The sequence below is a fragment of the Streptomyces sp. NPDC059003 genome (assembly GCF_042740445.1).
GTDB lineage: Bacteria > Actinomycetota > Actinomycetes > Streptomycetales > Streptomycetaceae > Streptomyces.
In genome coordinates, this window is sequence record NZ_JBHYJH010000038.1 from 1 (window position 1) to 26,060 (window position 26,060).

The 26,060-nt window shown below is 72.9% G+C and carries 19 protein-coding genes; 4 read left to right on the top strand and 15 right to left on the bottom strand.

Annotation, left to right across the window (positions count from 1 at the left end; genetic code table 11):
- Nucleotides 1–56: 56 nt before the first annotated feature.
- The 4 genes from ACFWZ5_RS16375 to ACFWZ5_RS16390 all read right to left on the bottom strand — a co-directional run bounded on the left by ACFWZ5_RS16375 (nucleotide 57) and on the right by ACFWZ5_RS16390 (nucleotide 4,129).
- A complete protein-coding gene (locus tag ACFWZ5_RS16375; RefSeq protein WP_384793141.1) occupies nucleotides 57–812 on the bottom strand; it encodes an AIM24 family protein in 756 nt (251 codons plus the stop codon).
- A gap of 16 nt (nucleotides 813–828) precedes the next feature.
- Nucleotides 829–1,512: an AIM24 family protein gene (locus ACFWZ5_RS16380; RefSeq protein ID WP_384793143.1), complete on the bottom strand. Its 684-nt coding sequence runs from the start codon at nucleotides 1,510–1,512 to the stop codon at nucleotides 829–831.
- A gap of 11 nt (nucleotides 1,513–1,523) precedes the next feature.
- The gene (locus ACFWZ5_RS16385; protein WP_384793145.1) at nucleotides 1,524–3,365 is read right to left on the bottom strand and encodes a TerD family protein; all 1,842 of its coding nucleotides are present in this window, start codon (nucleotides 3,363–3,365) and stop codon (nucleotides 1,524–1,526) included.
- 140 nt (nucleotides 3,366–3,505) lie between these two features.
- Nucleotides 3,506–4,129, bottom strand: a complete 624-nt coding sequence (locus tag ACFWZ5_RS16390) for a M48 family metallopeptidase (protein WP_384793149.1) — start codon at nucleotides 4,127–4,129, stop codon at nucleotides 3,506–3,508.
- Nucleotides 4,130–4,407: 278 nt separating this feature from the next.
- Here ACFWZ5_RS16390 and ACFWZ5_RS16395 point away from each other — a divergent pair, with 278 nt between their 5' ends.
- Nucleotides 4,408–5,592, top strand: a complete 1,185-nt coding sequence (locus tag ACFWZ5_RS16395) for a ThiF family adenylyltransferase (RefSeq protein WP_384793152.1) — start codon at nucleotides 4,408–4,410, stop codon at nucleotides 5,590–5,592.
- Nucleotides 5,593–5,633: 41 nt separating this feature from the next.
- Nucleotides 5,634–7,046 carry an ABC1 kinase family protein gene (locus ACFWZ5_RS16400; protein WP_384793155.1) on the top strand — a complete coding sequence of 471 codons (1,413 nt, stop codon included), beginning with the start codon at nucleotides 5,634–5,636 and terminating at the stop codon, nucleotides 7,044–7,046.
- 88 nt (nucleotides 7,047–7,134) lie between these two features.
- On the opposite strand, the gene ACFWZ5_RS16405 is transcribed toward ACFWZ5_RS16400, so the two are convergent.
- From ACFWZ5_RS16405 to ACFWZ5_RS16425, 5 genes are all read right to left on the bottom strand, one after another.
- Nucleotides 7,135–7,353, bottom strand: a complete 219-nt coding sequence (locus ACFWZ5_RS16405) for a hypothetical protein (protein WP_384793244.1) — start codon at nucleotides 7,351–7,353, stop codon at nucleotides 7,135–7,137.
- Nucleotides 7,354–7,522: 169 nt separating this feature from the next.
- Nucleotides 7,523–7,846 (bottom strand): hypothetical protein, encoded by a 324-nt coding sequence (locus ACFWZ5_RS16410; protein ID WP_384793158.1) that lies wholly within the window; start codon nucleotides 7,844–7,846, stop codon nucleotides 7,523–7,525.
- Nucleotides 7,843–8,211: a WhiB family transcriptional regulator gene (locus ACFWZ5_RS16415; RefSeq protein ID WP_384793161.1), complete on the bottom strand. Its 369-nt coding sequence runs from the start codon at nucleotides 8,209–8,211 to the stop codon at nucleotides 7,843–7,845. The genes ACFWZ5_RS16410 and ACFWZ5_RS16415 overlap by 4 nt, the downstream gene beginning before the upstream one ends.
- A 167-nt stretch (nucleotides 8,212–8,378) precedes the next feature.
- Entirely contained in the window at nucleotides 8,379–8,735 is a 357-nt protein-coding gene (locus ACFWZ5_RS16420; protein WP_384793163.1) for a hypothetical protein, read from the bottom strand.
- A gap of 163 nt (nucleotides 8,736–8,898) precedes the next feature.
- Nucleotides 8,899–11,130 (bottom strand): ATP-dependent DNA helicase UvrD2, encoded by a 2,232-nt coding sequence (locus tag ACFWZ5_RS16425; protein ID WP_384793166.1) that lies wholly within the window; start codon nucleotides 11,128–11,130, stop codon nucleotides 8,899–8,901.
- A 150-nt stretch (nucleotides 11,131–11,280) separates the two neighbouring features.
- On the opposite strand from ACFWZ5_RS16425, the gene ACFWZ5_RS16430 reads away from it, so the two are divergent.
- Nucleotides 11,281–11,535: a mycoredoxin gene (locus ACFWZ5_RS16430; protein ID WP_384793169.1), complete on the top strand. Its 255-nt coding sequence runs from the start codon at nucleotides 11,281–11,283 to the stop codon at nucleotides 11,533–11,535.
- Between the two features lie 67 nt (nucleotides 11,536–11,602).
- Here the strand turns inward: ACFWZ5_RS16430 and nudC are convergent, their stop codons facing one another.
- The 6 genes from nudC to ACFWZ5_RS16460 all read right to left on the bottom strand — a co-directional run bounded on the left by nudC (nucleotide 11,603) and on the right by ACFWZ5_RS16460 (nucleotide 22,790).
- Nucleotides 11,603–12,550 (bottom strand): NAD(+) diphosphatase, encoded by a 948-nt coding sequence (gene nudC, locus ACFWZ5_RS16435; protein ID WP_384793172.1) that lies wholly within the window; start codon nucleotides 12,548–12,550, stop codon nucleotides 11,603–11,605.
- A gap of 78 nt (nucleotides 12,551–12,628) precedes the next feature.
- Nucleotides 12,629–14,050 (bottom strand): dipeptidase, encoded by a 1,422-nt coding sequence (locus ACFWZ5_RS16440; protein ID WP_384793175.1) that lies wholly within the window; start codon nucleotides 14,048–14,050, stop codon nucleotides 12,629–12,631.
- Between the two features lie 10 nt (nucleotides 14,051–14,060).
- Nucleotides 14,061–17,717: an ATP-dependent DNA helicase gene (locus tag ACFWZ5_RS16445; protein ID WP_384793177.1), complete on the bottom strand. Its 3,657-nt coding sequence runs from the start codon at nucleotides 17,715–17,717 to the stop codon at nucleotides 14,061–14,063.
- 72 nt (nucleotides 17,718–17,789) lie between these two features.
- A complete protein-coding gene (locus tag ACFWZ5_RS16450) occupies nucleotides 17,790–18,491 on the bottom strand; it encodes a hypothetical protein (protein WP_384793180.1) in 702 nt (233 codons plus the stop codon).
- Between the two features lie 166 nt (nucleotides 18,492–18,657).
- Nucleotides 18,658–22,086 carry a UvrD-helicase domain-containing protein gene (locus ACFWZ5_RS16455; RefSeq protein WP_384793183.1) on the bottom strand — a complete coding sequence of 1,143 codons (3,429 nt, stop codon included), beginning with the start codon at nucleotides 22,084–22,086 and terminating at the stop codon, nucleotides 18,658–18,660.
- 251 nt (nucleotides 22,087–22,337) lie between these two features.
- On the bottom strand, nucleotides 22,338–22,790 hold the full coding sequence (locus ACFWZ5_RS16460) for an MGMT family protein (RefSeq protein ID WP_384793186.1): 453 nt from the start codon (nucleotides 22,788–22,790) through the stop codon (nucleotides 22,338–22,340).
- A 212-nt stretch (nucleotides 22,791–23,002) separates the two neighbouring features.
- Between ACFWZ5_RS16460 and ACFWZ5_RS16465 the strand changes: the two genes are divergently transcribed.
- Nucleotides 23,003–25,990: a lysylphosphatidylglycerol synthase domain-containing protein gene (locus ACFWZ5_RS16465; protein WP_384793189.1), complete on the top strand. Its 2,988-nt coding sequence runs from the start codon at nucleotides 23,003–23,005 to the stop codon at nucleotides 25,988–25,990.
- The last annotated feature ends 70 nt before the right edge of the window (nucleotides 25,991–26,060 follow it).

The following is a 26,060-nucleotide window of genomic DNA, read 5'->3' on the forward strand; positions in this document are numbered from 1 at the left end:
CCTGGCGACCGCCCCTTACGCACGTCTCTCCGGAGACGGCATGTCACTCCGGGGCATCAGTTCCAGACGTTGCCCTGGTTCTGCCCCCGGGCGCCCTGCTGCCCCATGCCGAACTGCGCCTGGGCGCCCTGCCCGATGACCGCGTTCTGCGGCGGCAGCATCTCGCTGGGCTGCACGAGCGCGTACCCCTGGCCCATGAAGCTGAGCTCCCAGCCCTCACCGGTGTTGCCGCGGCGCCGCCACACCCCCGAGGAATGCGTCTGCGCCTGCATCTGCACCCGGAGGCCGCTGGACCAGGCGACGATCGCGTCGGCGTCCGCGTTCACATACCGGTCCGGGGTGACCTGGAGCATCAGCGGCTGGCCCGACGTCATCAGGGCGACCTTGCCACGCCCGGTGATGTGCAGCTGGTACTTGCCGGAGCCGGAGATGCCGTACTGGCTGTCCACCGCGATGACCTGGTGGGACAGCGAGGAGTCCAGGGCGAGGACGTACGCGCTGTCGACGGTCAGGCCGTCCTGCTCCACGTCCACGACGTGGATGTACTGCGCGAGGTTCGCGAAGTAGACGGTGCCCTGACCGTGGCACCGCATCAGGCTCAGGCCCTCGCCGGTGTGCGCGCGGGCGCGCCGCTGGCCACCGCTCTGGTACTCGGCGTCGAACTCGACGAGTCCCTGGTAGGCGACCATGGCGCCCTTGCGGGCGAGCACGTCGTCGTGCCCCTCCAGGGCGACCCGCAGCAGCTGCGGGTTCTGCACGGTGTAGCGCTCCTGCGACTGCTGCTCGGCGTGCGCGAAAAGCGAGCTCTGCATGATGTGTTGCTCCCCCTCAGCTCCGGATCCGGAGGCGGTCGGTGCTGTCCTCACTGGGCTGTACGACGACGATGCCCTCTCCGGAGAAGCCCATCTGGTAGGCCTCGCCGCTGCCGCGCCCGATGAGCGAGCCGGCCTTGAAGCTGCGCTTGCCCTTCACCTTCAGGTTCGGTGACCAGGCGATCAGGGCGTCCGGGTCGACGTACGTCTCGTCCTCGCCGCGTCCGCAGTCGACGACGATCGGCGTCCCGCGCGAGGTCAGCGCGACCCAGCCCTGACCGGAGACCTTGATGTTCCACAGGCCCTGACCGGCGAACTTGGCAAGGCCCTTGACCCGCTCGACGCCCCACTGGAGGCTCGCGTCGAAGGCGAGCAGGTTGGTGCCGTTCACCGAGAGCGCGTCGCCCGCCAGGTTGATGACGACGACGTCCGCTCCGTAGTCGGCGAGGTACAGCAGGCCGTCGCCGGAGCACTTCATCAGGGGCGCGCCCTCGCCGGTCATCCACTCGCGCGCGATCTGGCGGACGGCGGGCGGGTTCGGCTCGTACTGCACGAATCCTTCGTAGGCGACCATCGAGCCCACGCGCGCGAGGAGGTCGTTTCCGGTCTGCATGGCGACCTTGACCATGTGGTGGCCGTGGTTCTCCATGCGGGCGGCAACCGGGGCCGGGGCGTAGCCCGCGAGCTGGTGCTGGTTCATGACGGGCTCCCTCAGACCTCGTACGGCTGGACGACGATGAAATTGCCGGGCGCGCCACGGAACTGGAGGTTCACGCTCTCCCCCGTGGAGCCCGCGTGGGCGTTGCCGCGCAGCCTGACCTGACTGGACACGATCGCCTGTGCGGCCGCCGACCACGCGACCACGGCGTGGCAGTCGGCGAAGGTGGTCGGCGTGACCGGCAGCACCACGGGCATGCCGTGCGTCTTCACGACGACGGTGCCGGTCCCCTGGAACTGCATGACGAACAGCGCGCCCCCGGGGATGCCGTGCCCCTCGATGCGGCGCACCTCGTGCTGGAGGGACTCGTCGAACGCGAGGACGTTCTCCGCGGAGACGCAGATCGCGTCCCCCTGGAGCTCGATCGGGTGCAGGTGCGTGCCCGCCTCGGCGAGGAACACCTGGCCGCGCCCGGAGCAGCGCATCAGCTGCATCTCCTGGCCGGTGGCGTTGCCCACCACGCGGCCCGCGAAGCCCGCGCCCTTGTAGCTGAAGTCGACCTTGCCCTGGTACAGCACCATGCTGCCCTGCCGGGCGAGCACCGGCTGCTCGCTGACGCCGAGGTCGACGCGGACCAGCTTCTCGTTCTGCTGCGTCCAGCGCTGTCCCGTGCCGGCTTCGCGGTACTTCTGGAGCGCGGCGGCAACACCGGCGCCCTGGGGCGCGGCCTGCGGGATGCCGGGTGCCCCCGGTGCCGCCTGGCCGAACGGGGCGGGTGCCTGGCCGGGAATCTGGGCCTGGGGCTGCTGCCCGTACCCGGGCGGCGGAGGCGCGGTGGGCTGGCCGTAGCCCGGGGGCAGCGGTGCCGACTGCTGGTCGTAACCGGGCGGCGGGGGCGCGGTGGGCTGGCCGTACCCGGGCGGCGGAGGCGCCGACGGCTGCTGGCCGTAGCCCGGCGGGAGCGGGGCCGACGGCTGCCCCGGCGGCGTCTGGCCGAACTGCTGCGGCGGCTGCTGGCCCGGCTGGCCGTAGGGCTGCCCCTGCGGCTGCGCGTCCGGCTGGCCGTAGGGCGCCGGGGTCTGCGGGGGCGGCACGGGGCCGCCTGGCGGGGTCATGGGCGCGACGATGGTCTGCGCGGCGTGCACCGACTGGTCGGCGGGGGCCGGCGCGGGCGGCGGAGTGACGCTCTCCGGAGGCGCGGCGTAGTGCGCGGGGGCAGGGGGCGGGGTCGGCGCGGGAGCGGGGACCGCAGGGGCCGGGGCCGGAGCGGGCGCCGTGGGCGCGGCGAACGCGGGCGGCGCCGCAGCGGCGGCAGGGGGCGCGAAACCCGGGGCGGGCGCCTGCGGCTGCGGCGCCGCGGGCTCCTCCTCGGCGACCTCCCCGCCGAAGTTCCTGAGCAGCGCGTCGAGTCCGCCGTCGAAGCCCTGGCCGATCGCGGCGAACCGCCACACGTCCTTCAGATAGAAGTCGCCCAGCATCAGCGCGCGCTCGGTGGAGAACTCCGAGCCGTTGAAGGAGTACCGGGCCACTTCCTCGCCGCCCGCGACGATCCGGATGTAGCCCGAGGTGAGCTGCGACATCTGCCCGGCGCCGTCGATCGCCGCAGTGAAGGACAGCTTCTGGATCTGCGGCGGAATCCGGTCGAGCGTGATGCGGAAGGACTCGTTGTCGCCGGCCTGAGCCCCCAGGAGCTGCAGTGACTCCTCCGGGGACTTCGGCTGGTTGTAGAAGATGAAGTAACGGTCGTCCGAGAGCCGCTCGCTCGCGTCGAGGCCGAAGCAGCTGATGTCGAAGGTCAGCCCGGGGGCAGCGATGTGCACGCCGACGTACAGATCGGTCCCGGCCGTGAGGTCACTGATCTTGGCCTTGTGGCCGCGTTGGAATTCCCTGGCCATGCGTAACGACCGTCCCCCATCCCGAATGTGAATGCGTCGCGCGCCAGGCTAACCGCAAAGTCCGACAACGGACCAAGCCGGTACAGACCCGGTACACAACCGGCGCGCGGGCCTCCGGCGCCGCCTCCGGGATCCGCCGCTCACTCCTCGCGGGCGGCGGGCAGGTGCGGCAGCCGGTCGGCGGCCACCACCCCTTCGAGGTAGCCCCGGGCCCGTTCCGTACGCGGATACGCCTCGAGGAGCCGCCAGAAGCGGGGGCCGTGCCCCGGCACCAGGAGATGGGCGAGCTCATGGACGAGGACGTAGTCCACGACGTACTCGGGCATGCCCTGCAGCCGGTGGGACAGACGGATGCTGCCTTCCGACGGCGTGCACGAGCCCCACCTGGTGTTCTGGTTCGTAACCCAGCGAACGGACGTGGGCCGCGCCCGGCCGTCGAAGAACTGCTCGGAGAGGCGGCTCGCCCGCTCGGCGAGCTCGCTGTCACCGAGGACCCGCTTGCTCTCCTGGGCCGCCAGCTTGTCCAGCATGACGCTCACCCAGCGCTGCTCCTCGGCCTCCGACATACGCGCGGGAATGAGGACGACGGTGCGGTCACCCTCCCGGTACGCCGAGACCGTTCTGCGTCGCCGTGCGCTCCGCCGCACCTCGACCGCGCGCGCTCCTGAACCTGCTGACGGCGGGCTGGTCGCGCTGCGCTGTGAACTTCCGGCTCGGTGCAGTGGAGTCTCCCCAGCGAAGCGAGGGGACGGGTCGGCGGGCACGCCTCGACGTTACCCGGTTGGCATAGGGGAAGTCCCGCCTCCGGGACGGTTCGGTGGCTATCCACACCCCGGGCGCTCGATTAGCTGGATTAGTACGACAAGTACTCGCCGCCTGTGGACAACTCCGCGCACGCTTCCGCCGGACCGGGCATTCTCGAAGTCGATCGGCGGCGAGCGACATCGAGCGTTGTTGATCGGCGTCGGGCGGTGTCCAGCGGCGTTGATCAGCTCGATCAGCGTTGATCGGCATCGAGCGCACACGATATGGGGGGCCGACCATGCATCCGATCCTCAAGCCCACGCTGCGGCGCGGCTGGCGCGATCTGAACACCGTGCAGTTCGGGGTGGCGCCCGCGCACGCCCGGGTGCTCGGCCCGGTGGACACCGCGACGGGCAGCTTCCTCACGCTCCTGGACGGCACCCGCGGACTGCCGCTCCTGCGCGAGGAGGGCAGCAGGATGGGCCTGCCGGACGGGCACGTGGACAAGCTCCTGCACCGCCTCGCGCAGGCCGGGCTGCTCGACGACGCGACGGGCGGCGGTCCGGCGGCCGACGCCCTGCGCGCCCGGACGGACGTCGTGGACCGGCTGCGCCCCGACCTCGCCGCCCTGTCGGCCGTCACTCCCGGACCGACCGACGGCATCCGCAAAATGGCCGCCCGCCGGGCCACCCGCGTGCGGGTGCGCGGCACCGGCCGGGTGGGAGCGGTCGTGGCCGCCATCCTGTCCGGCGCCGGAATCGGACAGGTCGACGTCATGGACGGCGGCTGCGTGGAGCCCTGGGACATCGCCCCGGGAGGGCTGCCCGCCGATTCCGTGGGGCAGCGCAGGGACGCCGCCGCCCGCCGGACAGCGCGGCACGCGGCACCGGGCCGACCACCGCGCCACCCCGAGAACAGAGAGAACAGAGGAGGCAGAGGAGATACCAGAGGGAACAAAGGAGAAAGGGCGGACGGCGAGCGCCCCCTGTCCCTCGTCGTCCTCACCCCGCGCGACGGCCTCGACGCCTACGCCCCCGCGCCGTCCAGCGCCGAGCCACTCGTCGCCGCCGGGACACCTCATCTGTACGCGGGCGTCATCGAAGGGACCGGCGTGGTGGGCCCCTTGGTCCTGCCCGGATCGACGGCGTGCGCGGGCTGTCTCGCCCTGAACCAGACGGACCACGATCCGGCCTGGCCCCGCCTCCTCGCGCAGTGGCACTCGGGGCGTCAGCGCCATGTGCCCGCCTGTGACCTGGCCCTTTCGACCACGGTTGCCGGGCTCGCCGCGGCCCATGCCCTGGCCTTCCTGGACGGGGCCGAGCCCGCCGTGGCGGGCGTGCGCTGGCTGACGTCGACTCCCGGGTACCAGTGGCGCGCGCACAGCACACCCGCACACCGCTCGTGCCCTTGTGGAGCGAGTGAGCAACGAAAGGGGGAGCGGACCTCCGTGGATCGAGAGCCGCACGAGACAATGGCCGGGTAACCGCCTGACAAGGCGCGGCTGCCTGGGACTTGGAGGGGCGCATGTCTGATCTTCCCCGGAAGGCGGTCACCCGTACCGCCAAACTGGCCGCGCTGCCACTCGGCTTCGCCGGGCGCGCGACCTGGGGGCTCGGCAAACGGATCGGGGGCAAGTCCGCGGAGATCGTCGGACGCGAGCTGCAACAGCGCACGGCGGAGCAGCTGTTCAAGGTGCTCGGCGAGTTGAAGGGCGGCGCCATGAAGTTCGGGCAGGCGCTGTCCGTCTTCGAGTCGGCGCTGCCGGAGGAGGTCGCGGGGCCCTACCGCGCCGCGCTGACGAAGCTCCAGGAGGCGGCGCCGCCGATGCCGACGCGCACCGTGCACGGGGTGCTCGCGGAGCGGCTCGGCGAGGACTGGCGCGAGCTGTTCCTGGAGTTCGAGGACAAGCCCGCGGCGGCGGCCTCGATCGGCCAGGTGCACCGGGCGGTGTGGCAGGACGGGCGCGACGTCGCGGTGAAGGTCCAGTACCCGGGAGCGGGCGAGGCGCTTCTGTCGGACCTGAATCAACTGGGCCGCTTCGCCCGGGTCCTTGGGCCGCTGATCCCGGGGATGGACATCAAGCCCTTGATCGCGGAGCTGCGTGACCGTGTCTCCGAGGAGCTGGACTACGGCCTGGAGGCGCAGGCCCAGCGCGAGCACGCCCGGGAGTTCGCGGACGACCCGGACGTGGTGGTCCCGGATGTGGTCCACCAGTGCGACGAGGTCCTGGTGACCGAGTGGATCGACGGGGTGCCGCTGTCGGAGGTGATCGCCGACGGCACACAGGAGCAGCGGGACCGGGCTGGTCAGCTGCTCACCCGCTTCCTGTTCTCAGGACCGGCCCGCACCGGCCTGCTGCACGCCGACCCGCACCCCGGCAACTTCCGGCTGCTTCCGGGCGGGCCCGGGGATGAGGACGCCTGGCGGCTCGGCGTCCTGGACTTCGGCACGGTGGACCGGCTGCCCGGCGGGCTGCCCCCGACGATCGGCCATGCCCTGCGGATGACCGTCGAGGGCCGGGCGGACGCGGTGTACGACATGCTCTGCGAGGAGGGCTTCGTCAAGGAGTCGGTCGAGCTGGAGCCGGACGCGGTGCTCGACTACCTGCTGCCGATCATCGAGCCCGCCCTCGCGGACGAGTTCACCTTCGCCCGGGGCTGGATGCGCAGCCAGGCGGCCCGCGTGGCCGATCCCCGCTCCCCCGCCCACCAATTGGGCAAGCGGCTGAACCTGCCGCCGTCGTATCTGCTGATCCATCGTGTGACGCTCAGCACCATCGGCGTCCTGTGCCAGCTGGGCGCGACCGTCCGGATGCGGGACGAGCTGGAGGAGTGGGTGCCCGGGTTCCTGCCGGAGGACGAGGCCGCGGAGGACGATGTGGTGGAAGACGACGCGCTGGAGGGCGACGCGTTGGAGGACACGGCCGCGGAGGCGTGAGCGAAGGCACGGCGGAGGCCGGGCGCGGGCGGCGCGGGAGGACGGACGGCGCGGGGCGGACGGCGCGAGGCAGGGCGGGGTGGGTGGCTCACCACCAGGCCGAGTCGAGCCGTCCTTCGATCGACCGGATGTTGTCCCGCGCGCAGGTGTCGCAGAAGTAGTGGCGGGCGCCGTTCTCCACGGAGCAGGTCCATGTCGGGGGCCGGCCGTCGGCGGCCGCGCCGCAGCGGGAGCACACGAGGTTCCCGTCGTTCCCTGCACTCTGGGCGTGCTCGGCGTCCGCAGGCTGGGGAGACTCCTTGTCCACCCGGCGACTTTATCGCCGTCGCCGGACGATCAGTGGACACAACGCACCGCGGGGGCCGGTCCGTTCGGACCGGCCCCCGCGGGCTGCTTGCCGTGAAGCTCGCCGGGAGCTTCCGTCACCGCGTGTGCCGCGTTCTGCCGGGCACCGCTGTGTGGCGTGCTGTTCTCTCCTACTGCATGACCGCCATGGCGAGCGCGCGGCGGGCGCGCAGCGACGCGCGCTCGGCGCGACGCTGCATGCGGCGGGCCGCGATCAGGCGGGCGGCCGGGCGCTGGTGCTCGGCCTCACGCAGGCGTTCGTGCATATGCGCACGAGCCAGGGCTTCTGGGATGAGTTGCATTTCTCGGGTCCTGTTCTGGCGCGAGCCGGTCGCGCCGGTGGTGGTGAAGTCTCGGGTCGCGAAGCCGGTGGGCTCGCTGGTGGGTGCCTTCATCGGGGCCTGCTTCTTCGGGTCGTGCGTCACGGGGCGGTCGATCGTTCCGGTGGTGCTCATGCCACTACCGGGTTCTTCCGCGGACGGCCACGCGGGCGCTTGCGGGCTACGACGACGCCCTGGACGAACAGCTCGCCGCCCCAGACGCCCCAGGGCTCGCGCCGCTCCTTGGCGCCGGCGAGGCAGGCCTCCATCAGCGGGCAGGTGCGGCACAGGGACTTGGCGTACTCGACGTCCGCGGGCGACTCGGCGAAGAAGACCTCCGGGTCGTAGGCGCGGCAGGGGACGGGTACGCCGAGGTTCTCGATGGCGTCGTCGAGCGCGGTGAGCGCGGTCAGGGGAGTCAAGGTCGGGTCCTCCGTGGGTGCGGGCGGCTGGAACGTCTCTGAAGGCGGTACGGACGGGGCGTGCGCTTCGAGTTGCACGGTGGTGTTCTTCCTCGTCTGGTCGTGCCGGCCTGGGTCGGCCGGTTGGCGGCTGGTACCGGGTCTTGCTGTGGCCCCTTCACTCCGTCTCCCTGATTCGGGAAAACAGAAGGGCCGCGGATCCCGGGTGGGGTTCCGCGGCCCTGAAGGCGCCGGCCTGATCGAGATCAGGCTGGATCACTCCAGGGTTCGAGCCCACGGAAGGCCCACATCGTGTGGTGCTGCGTCGTCTGCTTCCGGAATCCGGCACCGGCTGCCGCGAGGGCATAGGCCTGCGCCTGCGCCGTCGCTACTGCTTCCGATGCCTTGGTCGGTCGTTCGTTGCGCTCACGGATCGGGAGAGCCGTGGGAGCCACGGAGGACGCCGGACGCACGGCGGCATTGCCGACGGACAGACCGGTGCCCAGGTTCGAGAAGCCGAGCAGGCAGGAAGCGACGACCGAGCGATCGGTCATTTTGTCGGTGCTGATGAAGCTGGCGCTGACAGAGCGGGTGCTGATGAAGCTCTGGTTGATGCTGATCACTGGAATCGCCTCCTCTCGGCGTCTAGGGGACCGGCCGGAACCGGACCTGCGGACTATTAAGTACAGCACGGAACCAGGGCTTCGGAGAAGCCGCTGTTTCCGTGCTTAAGAACCTATGGGGATCGCTGGCGCATGCGCAAACTATTTTTTCGACGAGTTTGAATCAGTTCGCCTCGTCGCCGTCGCCAAGCCCCTCACCTGCACAAATGGCAAGGACATCGGCGCCGAAGCGACGCAGCTTACGGACCCCGACGCCGGGGATGCGGGCCAGGTCGCCCTCCTCGTCGGGCACGGCCTCGGCGATGGCGACCAGGGTCTTGTCCGTGAAGACGCAGAACGCGGGCTGTCCCATGCGCTGCGCCTGTGCCGCACGCCACTCCCGCAACCGCTCGTACAGCCCCTCGTCCATGTCCGACGGGCAGTCCTCACAGCGCATGAGCTTCATCTCACCGGCCTCGCTGAGCGTCCGCCCGCAGACGCGGCAGCGGGCCGGTGTGCGGCTGCTGCGGCGGCTTCCGGGGGTGCCGGGGGCACTGCCGCCGCCCGTGCCGCGCTCGATGCCGCCGGTGCCGCCCGCCGCGCGTCTTCCCGCAGTCGTGCCCGAGCCGGGGCGCAGGCCGTCGAGGAACCGGGTGGCCCGGCGGTTGGGGCGGCCGCCGGGCGAGCGGGACACGGCCCAGGACAGGAAGAGGCGCACCCGCGCGCGGGTCACGCCCACGTAGAGCAGCCGGCGCTCCTCCTCGACCTGCTCGTCGGTCTTGGCGTAGGTGATCGGCATCATGCCCTCGGCGAGGCCGACCAGGAAGACGGCGTCCCACTCCAGGCCCTTGGCGGCGTGCAGGGAGGCGAGGGTGACGCCTTCGACGGTCGGGGCGTGCTGGGCGGCGGCGCGCTCGTCCAGCTCGGCCACCAGGTCGGCGAGGGTGGCCTCGGGGCGGACCCGGGCGAAGTCCTCGGCGAGGCGCACGAGGGCGGCCAGGGACTCCCAGCGGTCGCGGACCGCGCCGGAGCCCGCGGGGGCCTGGGTCGTCCAGCCCTTGGTCGACAGCACCGCGCGGACCTGTGACGGCAGGTCGACCACGTCGTCCAGGAGCGCGTCGTTGCCCCCGAAGCGGGCGGCGCCGCGCAGGGCCGCCCCGGCCTCGCGCACCTCGGCGCGCTCGAAGAAGCGCTCGGCGCCGCGCAGCTGGTAGGGGATGCCGACGTCGGCGAGGGCCTGTTCGTAGATCTCCGACTGGGAGTTCGTGCGGAACAGGATCGCGATCTCGCTGGCGGGGACGCCCTCGTCGAGCAGGGCGCGGATGCGGCGGGCGGCGCCTTCGGCCTCGGCGGGCTCGTCGGCGTACTCCACGTAGACCGGCTCCGCGCCGGGGTCGCGCTGGGACACCAGCTGGAGGCGGTGGTCGGCGGCGCGGCCGTGGGCCTGGGCGAGCAGGCCGTTGGCCAGGTGGACGACCTGGGGCGTGGAGCGGTAGTCGCGGACGAGCTTGACGACGGTGGCACCGGGGTGGCGGGTGCGGAAGTTCAGGAGGTGGTCGGGGGTGGCGCCGGTGAAGGAGTAGATCGTCTGGCTGGCGTCGCCGACGACGCACAGGGTGTCGCGCTCGCCGAGCCACAGCTCCAGGAGGCGCTGCTGGAGCGGGCTGACGTCCTGGTACTCGTCGACCACGAAGTGCTGGTACTGGGAGCGGACCTGCTCGGCGATGTCGTGGCGGTCCTGGAGGATGCCGACGGCGAGCAGCAGCACGTCCTCGAAGTCGATGACGGAGCGGTCGCGCTTGAGGTCCTCGTAGGCGGCGTAGAGCTGGGAGATCTCGGCCGGGTCGCGGGGGGCGTCGCGGCCCGCCTTGGCGGCCGCCGCGGCGTAGTCCGCGGGGACGGTCTGGGTGACCTTGGACCATTCGATCTCGCCGGTGACGTCCCGCAGCTCGTTCCGGTCGAGGCGGATGCGGCAGGCCGCCGCGGCGTCGGCGACGAGCTGGATCTTGCGCTCGACGAGGCGGGGCAGCGGGCCGCCGACCGCCTTGGGCCAGAAGTACTGGAGCTGGCGCAGGGCCGCCGAGTGGAACGTGCGGGCCTGGACGCCGTGGGCGCCGAGCTGGCGCAGGCGGCCGCGCATCTCGCCCGCCGCGCGGTTGGTGAAGGTGACGGCGAGCACGCTGGCGGGCTGGAGGATGCCCGCGCGCACCCCGTAGGCGATGCGGTGTGTGATGGCGCGAGTCTTGCCCGTGCCGGCGCCCGCGAGGACGCACACCGGTCCGTGCAGGGCCGTGGCGACCTCGCGCTGCTCCGGGTCGAGCCCGTCGAGCACCGCGTCGGCCCCGCTCGGCGGAGCCGAGTACTGCGAGCCGCCGGATTCCCGCGGGAAGAGGGTGGAGTGCGTTGCTGGTGTCACCCCGCCATGCTGCCAGGTCCCGCGGGGCGCGTGAGCCGGTTGTCCACAGGGGGGCGGTGTTAGTCGTACTAATGCGGGAATGGTGGCCGGGTCGCGTACGTTCGAGTCAGTGCGACGACGCGCCCCGACCCATGAAGGAGCACGAGAGACATGCCGGGCACTGTGACGATGTACAGCACCACGTGGTGCGGCTACTGCCGTCGGCTGAAGAGCCAGATGGACCGCGAGGGCATCGCGTACAACGAGATCAACATCGAGCAGGACCCGGACTCCGCCGCCTTCGTCGAGAAGGCGAACGGTGGGAACCAGACGGTCCCCACGGTCCTCGTGGTGTCCGACGCGGGCACCGAGTCCGTGATGACGAACCCGTCGCTCGCGCAGGTCAAGCAGGCCATGGCCGCCTGATCCCGGCTCCTCGATACGCCACAGCCCCCGGCATCGGCCCGGGGGCTGTGGCGTACGCGGCCGTGGTTCAGCCGGGCGTGCCCGGCTTCGGCAGCGGCTCGCCGTACCAGAGCTCGATCAGACGGGCCGCGATCGAGATGCCGAAGGGCGGCAGGACCTCCCCCGACTCGAAGGCGGCCCGCAGGTCCTCCCGGGAGAACCAGCGCGCCTCGTGGATCTCCTCGCCGTCGACGTTGATCTCCGAAGACGTGGCCTGGGCCATGAAGCCGAGCATCAGGCTGGACGGGAACGGCCAGGGCTGGCTCGTGACGTACTCCACGTCGCCGACGGTGACGCCCGCCTCCTCCCAGACCTCGCGGCGCACGGACTGCTCGATGGACTCCCCCGGCTCCACGAAGCCCGCGAGGGTCGAGAAGCGGCCCTCGGGCCAGTGCACCTGGCGGCCGAGGAGCGCGCGGTCCTTCTCGTCCGTCACGAGCATGATCACGGCCGGGTCGGTGCGCGGGTAGTGCTCGGCGCCGCAGGCCTGGCAGCGGCGGATGTGGCCCGCCGCCGCGATGACCGTGCGCTCGCCGCAGCGCGAGCAGAAGCGGTGCATGCGCTGCCAGTTCTCCAGGGCCACGGCGTGGACCATGAGGCCCGCGTCGCGCGGCGAGAGCAGCAGCCCCGCCTCGCGCAGGCCGGCGGCGCGCGCGGACGCGTCCATGCGGCCGGGCAGGCTGTCCTTCTGGAGCGCGAAGTAGCTCACGCCGCCCTCGTCGGTGCCCAGGAAGTAGCGGTGGGCCTCGGTGAGGGGCGCTTCGAACGACGGGGTCATCACCAGTTCGGTGCGGCCGTCGGGCGTCTCGTCGATGAGGACCTGGCCGCCGGAGACCACGAAGACCCGTGTCGACGGGTGGCTCCACGCGGCGGCGAGCCAGGCTTCGTCGAGACGGTGGTGGGCCGCGCGGTCGATGCCGCTCGGCGCGGTGAGCGAGACGGGACGGTCTGCGGCGCGGTCGGTCCAGGTGGTCACTGGTGCTTCCAACTCCCCCGGTGGAATGGGTGGTTCAGCGAGCAGGTCTCTTCAGTGTGCTCAGTGCGCTTCGTGCGCTCAGTGTGCATCGCGCCAGTGCTCCGCGAGGTCGCCCCACAGGTAGGCGGTCGTCTCGACGCCCTTGAGCAGCAGGTCGAGCTCGACCTTCTCGTTCGGGGCGTGCCACCCGTCCGAGGGGACGGAGATGCCGAGGAAGAGCACGGGCGCCCCGAGGACGTCCTGGAGGTCGGCGGCCGGTCCCGAGCCGCCCTCGCGCGTGAAGCGGATCTCCTGCTCGAAGGCGCGGCCCATGGAGCGGGCGACGGACTGCAGCGCGGGGTGGTCGAGCGGGGTCAGACAGGGGCGCGTCGCGGCGCCGAACGTGATCGTGTGACGGATCCCGGCGGGGAGCTGATCGGCCACCCACGCGCGGACGGCGTCCTCGACGCGGTCCGGGTCCTGGCCCGCGACCAGCCGGAACGAGAGCTTCAGCAGGGCGCTCGACGGGACGATCGTCTTGCCGCCCGCGCCCTGATAACCGCCGCCGATGCCGTTGACCTCGGCGGTCGGGCGGGCCCAGACCCGCTCCAGAGTGGTGTGTCCGGCCTCTCCGTAGGGGGCGTACGACTTCGCCGTACGCAGCCACTCCGCCTCGTCGAAGGGCAGCTCGGCGAAGAGCTCGCGCTCCCGGTCGGTGAGTTCGGTCACGCCTTCGTAGAAGCCGGGGATCGCCACACGCGCGTGCTCGTCGTGCAGGGCGGCGACGAGGCGGCCCGCGGCCGTGGCCGGGTTGGGCACGGCGCCGCCGAAGGAGCCGGAGTGGATGTCCTGGTCGGGGCCGCGCAGTTCGATCTCGCAGTCGGCGAGGCCCCGCATGCCCGTGCACACCGTGGGGGTGTCCCGGGACCACATGCCGGTGTCGGAGACGACGACCGCGTCGGCGGCGAGGCGGTCGCGGTGCCGCTCGATCAGCTCGCGGAAGTGCGGGGAGCCCGACTCCTCCTCGCCCTCGACGATCAGCTTCAGGTTCACGGCCGGGGCGGTGCGGCCCGTCGCGGCGAGGTGGGCGCGCACGCCCAGGGTGTGGAAGAGGACCTGACCCTTGTCGTCGGCCGCCCCGCGCGCGTAGAGGCGGTTCTCGCGGACGACCGGCTCGAAGGGGTCGGTGTCCCAGCCGTCCTCGCGGGCCGCGGGCTGCACGTCGTGGTGGCCGTAGACGAGGACCGTGGGCGCCTGCGGGTCGCCGGACGGCCACTCGGCGAAGACGGCCGGGGCACCCGGCGTCTCCCACACCTCGGTGACCGGGAAACCGGTCTCCTTGAGTTGCGCGGCGAGCCAGTCGGCACTGCGCCGCACGTCGTCCGCGTGCTCGGGCTGCGCCGATACGGACGGGATGCGCAGCCACTCGCCGAGGTCGTCGAGGAAGGCGGCGCGGTGGGCGTCGATGTACGCGCGGACGGCGCTGACGTCACTGGCAGCGCTGCTGACGGGCTTGCTCATGACCACGAGCCTATCGGCCCGCGGCGGTGGTCCGATCGGGTGGCCGGTCGGGGTCGGCATCGCCCCGGTCGCCGCCCGGGTCCGTCGCGCCCGTGTCGCCTGTGTCACCCGTGTGGCCTGTGTCACCCAGCAGGATCCGTTCGAGCTCGGCACGGCCCGGCAGGTTCTTCGGGCGGACGACCTCGCCGCTGCGTACGAAGAGGAAGGTGGCCGTCACCGACTCCGGAGCCACGCCGTGCTGCTCGGCCCAGGCCAGGCGGTAGACGGCGAGCTGCAGCGGGTCGGCGTCCTGGGTGCGGCCGGTCTTCCAGTCGACGATCTCGTACGTGATCTCGTCGCCGTCGGTGTCCTTGTAGACGGCGTCCATGCGGCCGCGGATGACGCGGCCCGCGATGGCCAGCTGGAAGGGCAGCTCGACGCGGTGGGGCGTGCGGTGGGCGTACTCCGTGCGCTCGAAGGCCTCCTTGAGGGCCTCCAGGTCGCGCTCGTCGGCGATCTCGGCCTCCCCCGGGCCGCCGCCGGGCAGTTCGTCCGGGTCGAGCATCGGCAGGCGCAGCTCTTCGAAGCGGGCCTCGATCCACGCGTGGAAGCGGGTGCCGCGGCGGGCCCCGCGGTGGGGCGGCTGCGGCATGGGCCGCGCGAGCTCCTGGGCGAGGCCTTCCGGGTCGGAGGCCAGGCGCAGCAGCTGGGACGCCGTGAGCGTGACCGGCAGGGGCACGTCGCGGACGCCCTCGCGGGCACGCAGCAGCTCGCCGGTGAGGGCGTCCAGGTCTCGGTCCCAGGAGGCGAGCGTGCGGGTCTCCTCCGGGGTCAGGGCGGAGGAGGCGTCCGGCACGCGCGCGTGCGGGATGGACGGTTCGGGGGCCGGGTCCAGGGCCGGGGGCGACGGGCGGTCGCCGCTCCAGGAGTCCCAGTCGGAGGGGTCCTCGCCCTCGGGCAGGGGGCCGTCGTCCTCCCCGTAGAACGCGCCCTCCTCTTCGTAGAACGTGCCCTCGTCCCCGTGGGGAGCGTCGTCCTCCCCGTAGAACCCGTCCTCCTCTTCGTAGAACTCGTCTTCCTCCGGAGGCGGCGGCCACTCCGGGTCCGCCGCCGGGTGGGACTGCGCGTGGTCGCGGGCTCCCCGGTCGACGGCGCCCTGGTCAGGGGCTCCCCCGGCCCCGAGGAGGCGGTCCAGGTGCGCCTGGACGGTGTCCGCGGCGGCGCGGCGGCGGGCCAGTGAGGCGGGGTCGAGCGGGAGCGGCCAGGCGTGGTCGGCGGCCTTCTCGTGCAGCGCCGGGTTCTCCTCGCCCTCCTCCGGTGCGTCGGCCCAGGCCTCGATCTCGCCGTGTCCGGCCACGCAGTGGTCGTACAGCGCCGTGAGGAAGTCCGAGGGGCCGCGGGGCTTCTTCTGGGTGGGGCCCCACCAGTGGCCGGAGGCAAGGAGGAGGCTCCGGGGGCGCGTGAACGTCACGTATCCGAGGCGGCGCTCCTCGGTCTCCTGGTGGTCCTTCATGTCGGCGTGGAAGGCCTTCATGCCCTTGGCGTCCCACGCCTCGATGTCGGGCAGCGTGTCGGCGTCGCCGCGCAGGGCGTGCGGGACGACCTTGGCCTGGGACGTCCACTTCTCGCGGCCCTGCGTGCTGGGGAACGTGCCGGTGACCAGGCCGGGCACGGCGACGACGTCCCACTCCAGGCCCTTGGACTTGTGGGCGGTGAGCACCTTCACCGTGTTCTCGCCGCCCGGGAGGGCGTTGTCGAGGCCCTTCTCGTACTGCGCGGCGGTGCGCAGGAAGCCGAGGAAGGCGAGCAGGGGCGCGGAGGGGTCGTTGGCCGCGAAGGACGCGGCGACGTCGAGGAAGTTCGACAGGGTCTCGCGGCGGCGGGCCGCCAGGGCGTGCGGGGACGCGGAGAGCTCGACCTCCAGGCCAGTGACGGCGAGCACGCGGTGCAGGACGTCCATCAGCGGGTCGGCGAGCGAGCGGCGCAGGTCGCGCAGCTCGGCGGCGAGGCGCGCGAAGCGGATGCGCGCCTCCGGCGAGAAGGGCAGCCCGTCGTCTTCGGAGGCGTCGATCGGCGTCTCCAGGAACGTGTCGAGGGCGTCGGCGAGCGATATCACCTCGGACGGGTCGACGCCTTCGACGGCCTGGGCGAGCCGCCGGTCCATGTCCTCGGGGTCGTCGGGCGCGCTGTGGCCGTGCCGTACGAGGAGGCGGGCGCGGCGGCCCAGGAGGGCGAGGTCGCGTGCGCCCACGCGCCAGCGGGGGCCGGTGAGGAGCCGCACCAGGGAGGCGTTGGCGCCCGGGTCCTGGAGCACCTCGCAGACGGCGACGAGGTCGGCGACCTCGGGGAGGTGCAGCAAGCCGGAGAGGCCGACGACCTCCACGGGGACGTCACGCGCGACGAGCGCGCCCTGGATCTCGGCGAAGTCCGTCGCCGTGCGGCACAGGACCGCGATCTCGCCGGGTGCCGTGCCGGTGCGGACGAGGTGGGCGAGGGAGTCGGCGATCCAGTCGATCTCCTCGCTGTGGGTGCGCAGGAGCGCGCAGCGCACCCTGCCGTCGCGCTCCGCGCCCGGGGCGGGCCGCAGTGCCTCCACGCCCGCGTGCAGGGCCCGCAGCGGCTCCGCGAGGCCGTTGGCGAGGTCGAGGAGGCGGCCGCCGCTGCGGCGGTTCTCGCTCAGGGCGTGCCGCGTGGCGGGGCGGCCGTCGGCGTGCGCGAAGTGGTGGGGGAAGTCGTCGAGGTTGGCGACGGAGGCGCCGCGCCAGCCGTAGATGGCCTGGCAGGGGTCGCCGACCGCGGTCACCGGGTGGCCGGTGCCGCCGCCGAACAGGCCCGCCAGGAGGATGCGCTGGGCCACCGACGTGTCCTGGTACTCGTCGAGCAGGACGACGCGGAACTCGTCGCGCAGGATCGCGCCGACCTCCGCGCGGGTGCGGGCGAGCGTCGCGGAGTGGGCGATCTGGTCGCCGAAGTCGAGCAGGTCGCGGGCGCGCTTGGCGTCGCGGTACCGCTCGACGAGCCCGGCGAGCTCGATGCGGGCCGCGGCGGTCTCGGGGACCTTGCGCAGGTCGGCGTTGGTGAGCCTGGTGCCCGCGAGGGTGTCGAGGAGTCCCGTGTCGTACGCCCGGAGGCGGGCGGGGTCCACGAGGTGCTCGGCGAGCTCACTGTCGAGGGCGAGGAGGTCGCTGACGAGGTCCGGGAAGGAGCGGGTCAGCGCGGGGTACGGGCCGGGGGCCTCGCGCAGCACGCGCGCGGCGAGCTGGAAGCGGGTGGCGTCCGCGAGGAGCCGGGTGGTGGGCTCCAGGCCGATGCGCAGGCCGTGGTCCGTCAGGAGGCGCCCGGCGAACGCGTGGTACGTGGAGATGACCGGCTCGCCCGGGGGGTGGTCGGGGTCCGCCGCGTCCGGGTCGGTGACGCCCGCCTTGACCAGGGCCTGGCGGACGCGGTCCGCGAGCTCGCCCGCCGCCTTGTTCGTGAACGTCAGGCCGAGGACCTGCTCCGGGGCGACCTGGCCGGTGCCGACCAGCCACACCACGCGCGCGGCCATCACCGTCGTCTTGCCCGACCCCGCCCCGGCCACGATCACCTGCGGGGCGGGCGGCGCGGTGATGCAGGCCGTCTGCTCCGGGGTGAACGGGATCCCCAGGAGCTCCTTGAGCTCTTCGGGGTCGGTGATACGGGAAGGCACGTGGGAGAGGCTAGCGGCGGCCACTGACAGCCGGTGCGGAACCGGACGTCGGTGGCCGCCGCCGTGGCTGCGTCAGGAGCCGAGCTTGTCCGGGTCGACCGTCTCGTCGGCCGGCGGGGCCTTGACCTCGATGGTCTTGCCGTAGTCCGTGAAGTACATCGTGGCGGGCTCGTCGCCGCCGGTGGTGACGGCCTTCAGGAAGTAGGGCTTGCCCTCCATGGCGACGTAGAACGTCTTGGTCTCCGCGCCCTTCTTCTTGGTGAGCACGGCGGCCTTCTTGCCGTCGACCTCGGTGTCCTTCTCCCGCTTCATGCCCTTGAGCTTGTCGCTCTTGAACATGTCCTCCGACTGGCAGGGGCTGTCGCCGCCGTCGCCCTTCGGCGACTTCATCCAGCGGCCCTTGAGGAGCTCGCCCGCACCGGCGCCACCGGTGGTGTTCTTCCAGAACTTGTCGTCGCCCTTGACGTACGTCGTCTTGCCCACGGCGAGGAACTGGGCGCGGCCCTCGGTGTCCGAGCCCATCGTCCCCTTGCAGTCACCGGACGAGGCGACGCTGAAGTCGATCTCGATCGCCTTGCCGTCCTTCTTGCCCTCGCCCTTGGCGCGGAAGGAACCGGCGTCCTTGGAGGCCTCGGAGGCCTTCTTGGCGATCTTGTCGGCGCTCATGCCCTTGAAGGGGTCCTTGTCGCCGTCGTCGCTGCTGCAGCCGGTGAGGCCGATGACGGCGGCGGCGCAGGCGGCTGCCGCGGCCAGGAGCTTCCGGTTGGCTGCCATGTGTGTTTCTCCTCGGAAAGGCGTTCAGGTTTTACCGAGACCTTAGATGGCCTGTGCGGGTGCTATGAGCGGGGGCGGCGGCACGTGACGTTGGCCACCGGGGGTGGCGGTGCCTCCGGAGGCCCGGGTCACGCCACACGGTCCGGGCCAGGCCACGCGGCCCGGGTCACTCCACTACGTGGCTGCCCTCCGGGAGCGCGCTGCACGAGGCGCGGAAGGCGCAGTGGGTGCAGTGCTGGCCCGTGGCCGGAGTGAAGCGCTCGTCGAGGACCTTGCCCGCGGCCTTGGCGAGCAGGCCGCCGATCCAGTCGCCGTCGAGCGGGTCCTGGGACTGGACCTTCGGCAGGGCGTCACCGCCGTCCTTCTTGGCCGCGCCCTGGCGCAGGTGCACCAGTTCCGCGCCGCCCACGGGGGGACGTACGCCGTCGAAGGCGTCGTCGGCCGCACCCTCGCGCACCGCCAGCTGGTAGACGGCCAGCTGGGGATGGCGCTCGACGTCGGCGGCGCTCGGGGCCTGCTTGCCGGTCTTGAAGTCCACTACGTAGGCACGGCCTTCGCCGTCCCGTTCGACGCGGTCCATGGATCCGCGTACGCGCACTTCGTAGGAGCCCGCTTCGAGGGTCACGTCGAAGTCGTGCTCACTGGCGACGGGCGCGCGGCCCGCGTGGGTGCCGTTGACGTGCCACTGGAGGAAGCGTTCGAGCGCCACGCGCGCGTGCTCCTTCTCCTGGTCCGACTTCCACGGGGCGTCGAAGGCGAGCGCGTCCCACACCGACTCCAGGCGCTCCATGAGGACATCGAGGTCGGCGGGGGTGCGGCCGGAGGCGACCTCGTCGGCCAGGACGTGCACCACGTTGCCGAAGCCCTGGGCGGCCGTCGCGGGCGCGTCGGCCTTCACCTCGCGGCCCAGGAACCACTGCAGGGCGCACGTGTTGGCGAGTTGGTCCAGGGCGCTCCCGGAGAGGACGACCGGCTTGTCGCGGTCCCTGAGGGGGACCGCGCTCGCCGTCGGCTCGAACATGCCCCACCAGCGGTGCGGGTGCGCGGACGGCACGAGGGGACGCCCGTCGGTGTCGCTGAGCCCGGCCAGGCGGGCCAGGCGCTGGGCGGCGGCCTCGCGCAGGGCGTCCGACGCGTGCGGGTCGACAGTGGTGGCACGCAGCTCCGCGACGAGCGCGGAGACGGACAGCGGGCGGCGCGGACGGCCCGTCACGTCCTTGGGCTCGACGCCGAGTTCGGTGAGGAAGCGGGACGGCTGGTCGCCGTCGTCCGCGGGCGCCTTGACGGCAGTGACGACGAGGCGCTCCCGCGCGCGGGTGGCGGCCACGTAGAACAGGCGGCGCTCCTCGGCGAGCAGCGCCCCCGGGGTGAGGGGTTCGGCGATGCCGTCACGCCCGATGCGGTCGGCCTCCAGGAGGGAGCCACGGCGGCGCAGGTCCGGCCACAGCCCCTCCTGGACCCCGGCGACCACGACGAGCCGCCACTGCAGGCCCTTGGACCGGTGCGCCGTCATCAGGCGTACGCCGTCGGGGCGCACCGCGCGGCGCGTGAGGGTGTCCGCCGCTATGTCCTGCGCCTCGATCTCCTCCAGGAAGTTGAGGGCGCCGCGGCCGCCGGTGCGCTCCTCAGCGCGGGCCGCGGTGGCGAACAGGGCGCACACCGCGTCGAGATCGCGGTCCGCGTTGCGGGCCGCGGCGCCGCCGCGCCGCGCGGTGCGCTCCAGGCGCCGCGGCCAGGGCGTGCCGTCCCACAGCTCCCAGAGGGCCTCCTCGGCGGTGCCGCCGTCCGCGAGGCACGTGCGGGCCCTGCTCAGGAGTTCGCCGAGGCGCTGGGCGCCCTTCGCGTACGAGGGGTCGTGCGCGACCAGGCGTTCCGGCTCGGCGAGCGCGCGGGCGAGCAGGACGTCGGAGGGCGGCGGGAGGTGGTTGCCCGCCGCGCGCTCCTCCTCACGCAGGGCGCGGCCGAGGCGCCGGAGGTCGGCGGCGTCCATGCTCGCGAGGGGGGAGGTGAGGAGGGTGAGGGCGGTCTCGGTGTCGAGCCAGGAGGGTGCGGCGGTGACCGGTGCCTCCGGAGAGGCGGGCTCGGAACGTGACTCCTCCGGAGAGGCGGATTCGGAACCCGCATCCTCCGGACCAGTCGGCCCAGAAACCGCACCCTCCGGAGCAGCCGGCCCAGAAACCGCACCTTCCGGACCAGCCGGCTCAGAACCCGTACTCTCCGGAGCAGCCGCTTCGGAACCCGCACCCCCCGGGGACGACGGTTCCGCGTGCTCCTCCAGCTCCGCCGTCGCCACCGCGCGCAGGGCCGTCAGGAGGGCCGTCACCGCGGGTTCGTGGCGCAGGGCGATGTCGTCGCCGTCTATGTCCAGGGGGACACCCGCGGCCGTGAGGGCGCGGCGGAAGGACGGGATCGCGCGGGCGCCCGCGCGCACGAGGACGGCCATCTCGCTCCAGGGGACGCCGTCCTCCAGGTGCGCGCGGCGCAGGATGTCCGCGATGTTGTCGAGCTCTGTGCCGGCCGTGGGATACGTAAGGACGTCGACGCGCCCGCCCTCGCTGACCGCCGCGAGCTCCCTGTGGGCGCGCACCTTCTCCGCGGGAAGACGGGTCAGCGGCATGCGGCGGGTCAGGAGGCGGGTGGCCGCGAGGAGCCGGGCGCCGGAGCGGCGGGACGTCGTCAGGACCTCGACCGGCGCTTCGGTGCCGTCCGCGCGGGGGAAGTCCGACGGGAACCGGAGGATGCCGTTCACATCGGCGCCCCGGAACGTGTAGATCGACTGGTCCGGATCACCGAAGGCGACCAGGTCGCGCCCGCCGCCCGCAAGGGCGTGCAGCAGCCGTACCTGCGCGGGGTCCGTGTCCTGGTACTCGTCCACGAACACCGCGTCGTACTGCGCGGCAAGGGCCCCCGCCACCTCGGGGCGCCGGGCGAGCAGCACCGCGCGGTGCACGAGCTCGGCGTAGTCGAGCACCCCTTGCAGGTCGAGGACGTTGAGGTACTCGGCGAGGAACGCCGCCGCCGCGCGCCAGTCGGGGCGGCCGCCGCGCCGGGCGAAGGCGTCGAGCGCGGCGGGGTCCAGGCCCAGCTCGCGGCTGCGGGCGAGGACGGCGCGCACCTCGTCGGCGAAGCCGCGCGTCGTCAGGCAGGCGCGCAGCTCGTCCGGCCAGCGGACCCGGGCGAGGCCTTCCTGACCGAGGTCGGTCTGGCCCGCGAGGAGCTCGCGCACGGCCACGTCCTGCTCGGGTCCCGACAGGAGCCGCAGCGGTTCGACGAACAGGTCCGCGTCCTGGTGGGCGCGGACCAGGGCGTAGCAGAAGGAGTGGAACGTGGTCGCCTGCGGGGCGTCGGCGGCGCCGATGCGGTGCGCCATCCGGTCGCGCAGCTCCACGGCCGCCTTGCGGCTGAACGTGAGCACCAGGACGCGCTCGGGGTCGGTGCCCTTGGCGACGCGCGCGGCCACCGACTCCACCAACGTCGTCGTCTTGCCGGTGCCCGGACCTGCGAGAACGAGCAGCGGACCGCCCGCGTGGTCAACCACCGCGCGCTGCCGTGCGTCCAGTTGAGGGGGATCCGCGGGGACCGGCGGCGTACGCACCAGTCGATAAGCACCCGGGGCCCCCTGACGTACCCGTTGGTACGACAGGTGCCGGGGGTGCCGGGCGGATGAAGTGGAGCTCACGTGGTCGCCGGTCCTGAAGGGTGTACTGGTCGAGGTGCGGCTGCGCGGCAGCCGCGGGGTAGGGGTGAATGCGTGCTGTCGACGCTACGCCAGCGGACGCGTGGGGCGGGCGGCTTCCCCCGTACGGGCCACCGGCCCCCCGCCGCGCCGCGCGATGGCGGAAGCTGTCAGGTGTGAGCCTCCGGAGCCTGCGGGCGGGCACCGCCGCTGCCGACCCCGCCGCCACCCGCGCCCTCGCCACCTGCGCCTTCGCCGCCCGCGGCGCCGCCCGCCACCTCGCCCCCGTCCCACCGCGCCCTGCGCATGTCGAGGCGCGGCACATGCCCCGCCGCCGCGCGGCTCGCCTCCTTCAGGGGCGTGCCCTCGGCGCGGTAGGCCTCAAGGGCGCGCAGTTCGTGGCCCGGCAGGAGCACACCGTCGGCGCGGACCACGCGCCACCACGGAACCGCTCCTCCGTAGAGGGCCATCACCCGGCCGACCTGCCTCGGTCCGCCCTCTTCCAGCCACTCTGCGACGTCTCCGTAGGTCAGCACCCGGCCCGGCGGGATCAGTTCCGCCACCTCCAGGACCCGCTCCGCGTACTCCGGCAGCTCCTGCTCCAGTCGGCTCTCCTCGCTCATCCGGACCATCCTGCCGCATGGCACCGACACCGTGACGGGGCGGCGACGGAGCGTGCGGGGGCGCCTGCGACAGCGCCCGAACAGGCAAATCGTGACCGTTTCGCGCCCCCGTATTGCCCCCTGATGCCCCCCGTTGTCAGCGGGGCATGCCACCATCGTGCGGGCGGTGACTGGTGATACGAGATCAAGAAGAGGCGACGGAGCAGCAGAGCGTGCATTCCGACAAGACGGCTGGCACCTCTGCGGACACGTCACGCCCGGACACCGGTGAGCAGACCCTGAGGACCCACGAAGAGCAGCCCCGCCGGCCGGACGCGGCCGGAAAACGGCGCCCCCGGACCGGCGAGCACCCCCACCCGGCCACTCCGGAGAAGAGCCCGGCCACCCCGGAGAAAAGCCCCACCACTCCGGAGCGGAAGCCGACCACCCCGGAGCAGGACGCACCCGCCCCCGAGCAGCACGCGCCCGACCCGACCGCCGCCTCGGGCTCGACCGCCACCCCCGACAAGCCCACCGCCGCCGCCCTCGCCGCCGCCCCAGCCACCGCCCCGGGCGAGAACCCCGCCCCCTGGGACCCCGACGGCGACCCCGGCTGTCTCGACGACGCCCACTCCGAGCGCGTCGAGGGCGACGAACCGCTGCTCCCCGCGCGCGTGCACCGCCCCTCCGACCTGATGCGGCTGCTCGTCGGCATCCTCGCGATCGCCGTCCTGCTCGCGATCTCCGCGTTCGCGCACGGCACGACGTCGGGCCTGGAACAGGACATCAACGCGGGCACCGGCGAGCCGCCGGACCTCCTGATGAAGCTGGCGGGGCTCACCGCGAGCATCGGGGTCCTGCTCGTCCCCGTGGCGTTCGCGATCGAGCGCCTGATCAAGCGGGACGGGCTCCGCATCGCCGACGGCGTCCTCGCGGCCGTGCTCGCGCACGGCGTGACCCTTGCCACCGACCTATGGGTGGCCAGAGGCGCGCCCGAGTCCATCCAGGACGCCCTCACCCAGCCATCCCCGGGCGACATCAACTCGCTCACGGACCCCGTCCACGGCTACCTCGCCCCGGTCATCGCGTACATGACGGCCGTGGGCATGTCGCGCAGGCCGCGGTGGCGCGTGGTGCTGCTCGTGGTGCTGCTGCTCGAAGCCTTCACGATGCTGGTCTCGGGCAACACGACACCGTTCTCGATCATCCTGACCGTCCTGATCGGCTGGACCGTGGCGTACGGCACGCTGTACGCGGTCGGCTCGCCCAATGTGCAGCCCACGGGGCAGACGCTGCTCGCGGGCCTCAGGCACGTCGGCTTCCGGCCGGTGAGCGCGGCGCGCGAGGACTCCGCGGACGCGCCCGACGCGGGCGACCGGGGCCGGCGCTATTTCGTCACCCTGGAGGACGGCCCGCCCCTGGACGTCACGGTCATCGACCGTGAGCAGCAGGCGCAGGGCTTCTTCTACCGCGTATGGCGCAGGCTCACGCTGCGCAGCATCACCACGCGCCGCAGCCTGCAGTCGCTGCGCCAGGCCCTGGAGCAGGAGGCCCTGCTCGCGTACGCGGCCATCGCGGCGGGCGCCAACGCGCCCAAGCTGATCGCCACCTCCGAGCTCGGCCCGGACGCGGTGATCCTCGTCTACGAGCACACGGGCGGCCGCAGCCTGGACTCGCTGCCGGACGCGGCCCTCACGGACGACCTCCTGCGTGACACCTGGCGGCAGGTGAAGGCGCTGCAGTCGCGGCGGATCGCGCACCGCAGGCTCGCGGGGGACGCGATCCTGGTGGATCGTTCCGGCACGGTGATCCTGACGGATCTGCGCGGCGGCGAGATCGCCGCGGGGGACCTGGTCCTGCGCATGGACATCGCCCAGCTCCTGACCGCGTTCGGCCTGCGGGTCGGCGCGGAGCGCGCGGTCGCCACGGCCGTCGACGTGCTCGGCCCGGACGCCGTGGCCGACTGCCTGCCGCTGCTCCAGCCGATCGCCCTGACCCGCTCCACGCGCGGGACGCTGCGCAAGCGGGCCCGTGAGCGCGCCGAGAGGGAGCGCGAGGCGGTCCTGGAGGCGTCCCGCAAGACCAAGCTCGCGCGCGCCGAGGCGGACGCCGACGGTGCCACGGACGCGTCGGCCGCCCGCAAGTCCCTGCGCGCGGAGAAGCAGGCCGAGAAGCAGGCCATAGACGAGGCTCTGGAGCAGGCGCGCGAGGAGGACCTGCTCACGCAGATCCGCCACCAGGTGCTGCTGATCCGCCCGACCGCGCCCGTCGAACCGGCGCAGCTCGAGCGCATCAGGCCGCGCACCCTGATCAGCTTCATCGCCGGTGCCTTCGGCGCGTACTTCCTGCTCTCGCAGCTCACCCACGTCGACTTCGGCACCATCGTCGAAGAGGCGGAGTGGGGCTGGGTCGCCGCCGCCGTGGCCTTCTCGGCGCTGAGCCACTTCGCCGCGGCGATGAGCCTGCTGGGCTTCGTGCCGGAGCGGGTGCCGTTCCTGCGGACGGTGCAGGCGCAGGTCGCCGGGTCCTTCGTGAAGATCGTGGCCCCGGCGGCGGTGGGCGGCGTCGCGCTCAACACGCGCTTCCTCCAGCGGAACGGGGTGCGCTCCGGGCTCGCGGTGGCGAGCGTCGGCGCCTCGCAGCTGTTCGGGCTCGGGGCGCACATCATCCTGCTGCTCACGTTCGGCTATGTGACGGGCACCCAGAAGACCCCGACGCTGACACCGTCCCGTACGGTCATCGCGGGCCTGCTCTCGGTCGCGGTCCTGGTCCTCGTGGTGACCGCCATCCCCTTCCTGCGGAAGTTCGTCGCCACGCGCGTGCGGTCGCTGTTCGCGGGCGTCGTACCGCGCATGCTGGACGTCCTCCAGCGGCCGCAGAAGCTGCTCACCGGCATCGGCGGGATGCTGCTGATGACCTTCCTCTTCGTGCTGTGCCTGGACGCGTCCGTACGGGCCTTCGCCAGCGAGGAAATGGGCACCCTGAGCCTCGCGAGCGTCGCCGTGGTCTTCCTCGCGGGCAACGCGCTCGGCTCGGCCGCGCCCACGCCCGGCGGCGTCGGCGCGGTCGAGGCGACCCTCACGTTCGGCCTCATCGCGGTGGGCGTGCCCAAGGACGTGGCGGCGCCCGCGGTGCTCCTGTACCGACTGCTCACGCTGTGGCTTCCGGTGCTCCCGGGGTGGCTGTTCTTCAACCACCTCACCCGCAAGGGACTGTTGTAGGACCTGGGCCCTTGCCCGGGAGCCACCGCCCCGGAACCGCTGCCCCGGAACCGCCGCCCCGGAGCCACCG

What these genes read in the sequence shown, in the direction of transcription:
- ACFWZ5_RS16385 (WP_384793145.1), bottom strand. Translation starts at nt 3,365, where the DNA reads ATGGCCAGGGAATTCCAACGCGGCCACAAGGCCAAGATCAGTGACCTC.
- ACFWZ5_RS16375 (WP_384793141.1), bottom strand. Translation starts at nt 812, where the DNA reads ATGCAGAGCTCGCTTTTCGCGCACGCCGAGCAGCAGTCGCAGGAGCGC.
- ACFWZ5_RS16380 (WP_384793143.1), bottom strand. Translation starts at nt 1,512, where the DNA reads ATGAACCAGCACCAGCTCGCGGGCTACGCCCCGGCCCCGGTTGCCGCC.
- ACFWZ5_RS16450 (WP_384793180.1), bottom strand. Translation starts at nt 18,491, where the DNA reads ATGGCAGCCAACCGGAAGCTCCTGGCCGCGGCAGCCGCCTGCGCCGCC.
- ACFWZ5_RS16400 (WP_384793155.1), top strand. Translation starts at nt 5,634, where the DNA reads ATGTCTGATCTTCCCCGGAAGGCGGTCACCCGTACCGCCAAACTGGCC.
- ACFWZ5_RS16410 (WP_384793158.1), bottom strand. Translation starts at nt 7,846, where the DNA reads ATGAGCACCACCGGAACGATCGACCGCCCCGTGACGCACGACCCGAAG.
- ACFWZ5_RS16440 (WP_384793175.1), bottom strand. Translation starts at nt 14,050, where the DNA reads ATGAGCAAGCCCGTCAGCAGCGCTGCCAGTGACGTCAGCGCCGTCCGC.
- ACFWZ5_RS16460 (WP_384793186.1), bottom strand. Translation starts at nt 22,790, where the DNA reads ATGAGCGAGGAGAGCCGACTGGAGCAGGAGCTGCCGGAGTACGCGGAG.
- ACFWZ5_RS16395 (WP_384793152.1), top strand. Translation starts at nt 4,408, where the DNA reads ATGCATCCGATCCTCAAGCCCACGCTGCGGCGCGGCTGGCGCGATCTG.
- ACFWZ5_RS16430 (WP_384793169.1), top strand. Translation starts at nt 11,281, where the DNA reads ATGCCGGGCACTGTGACGATGTACAGCACCACGTGGTGCGGCTACTGC.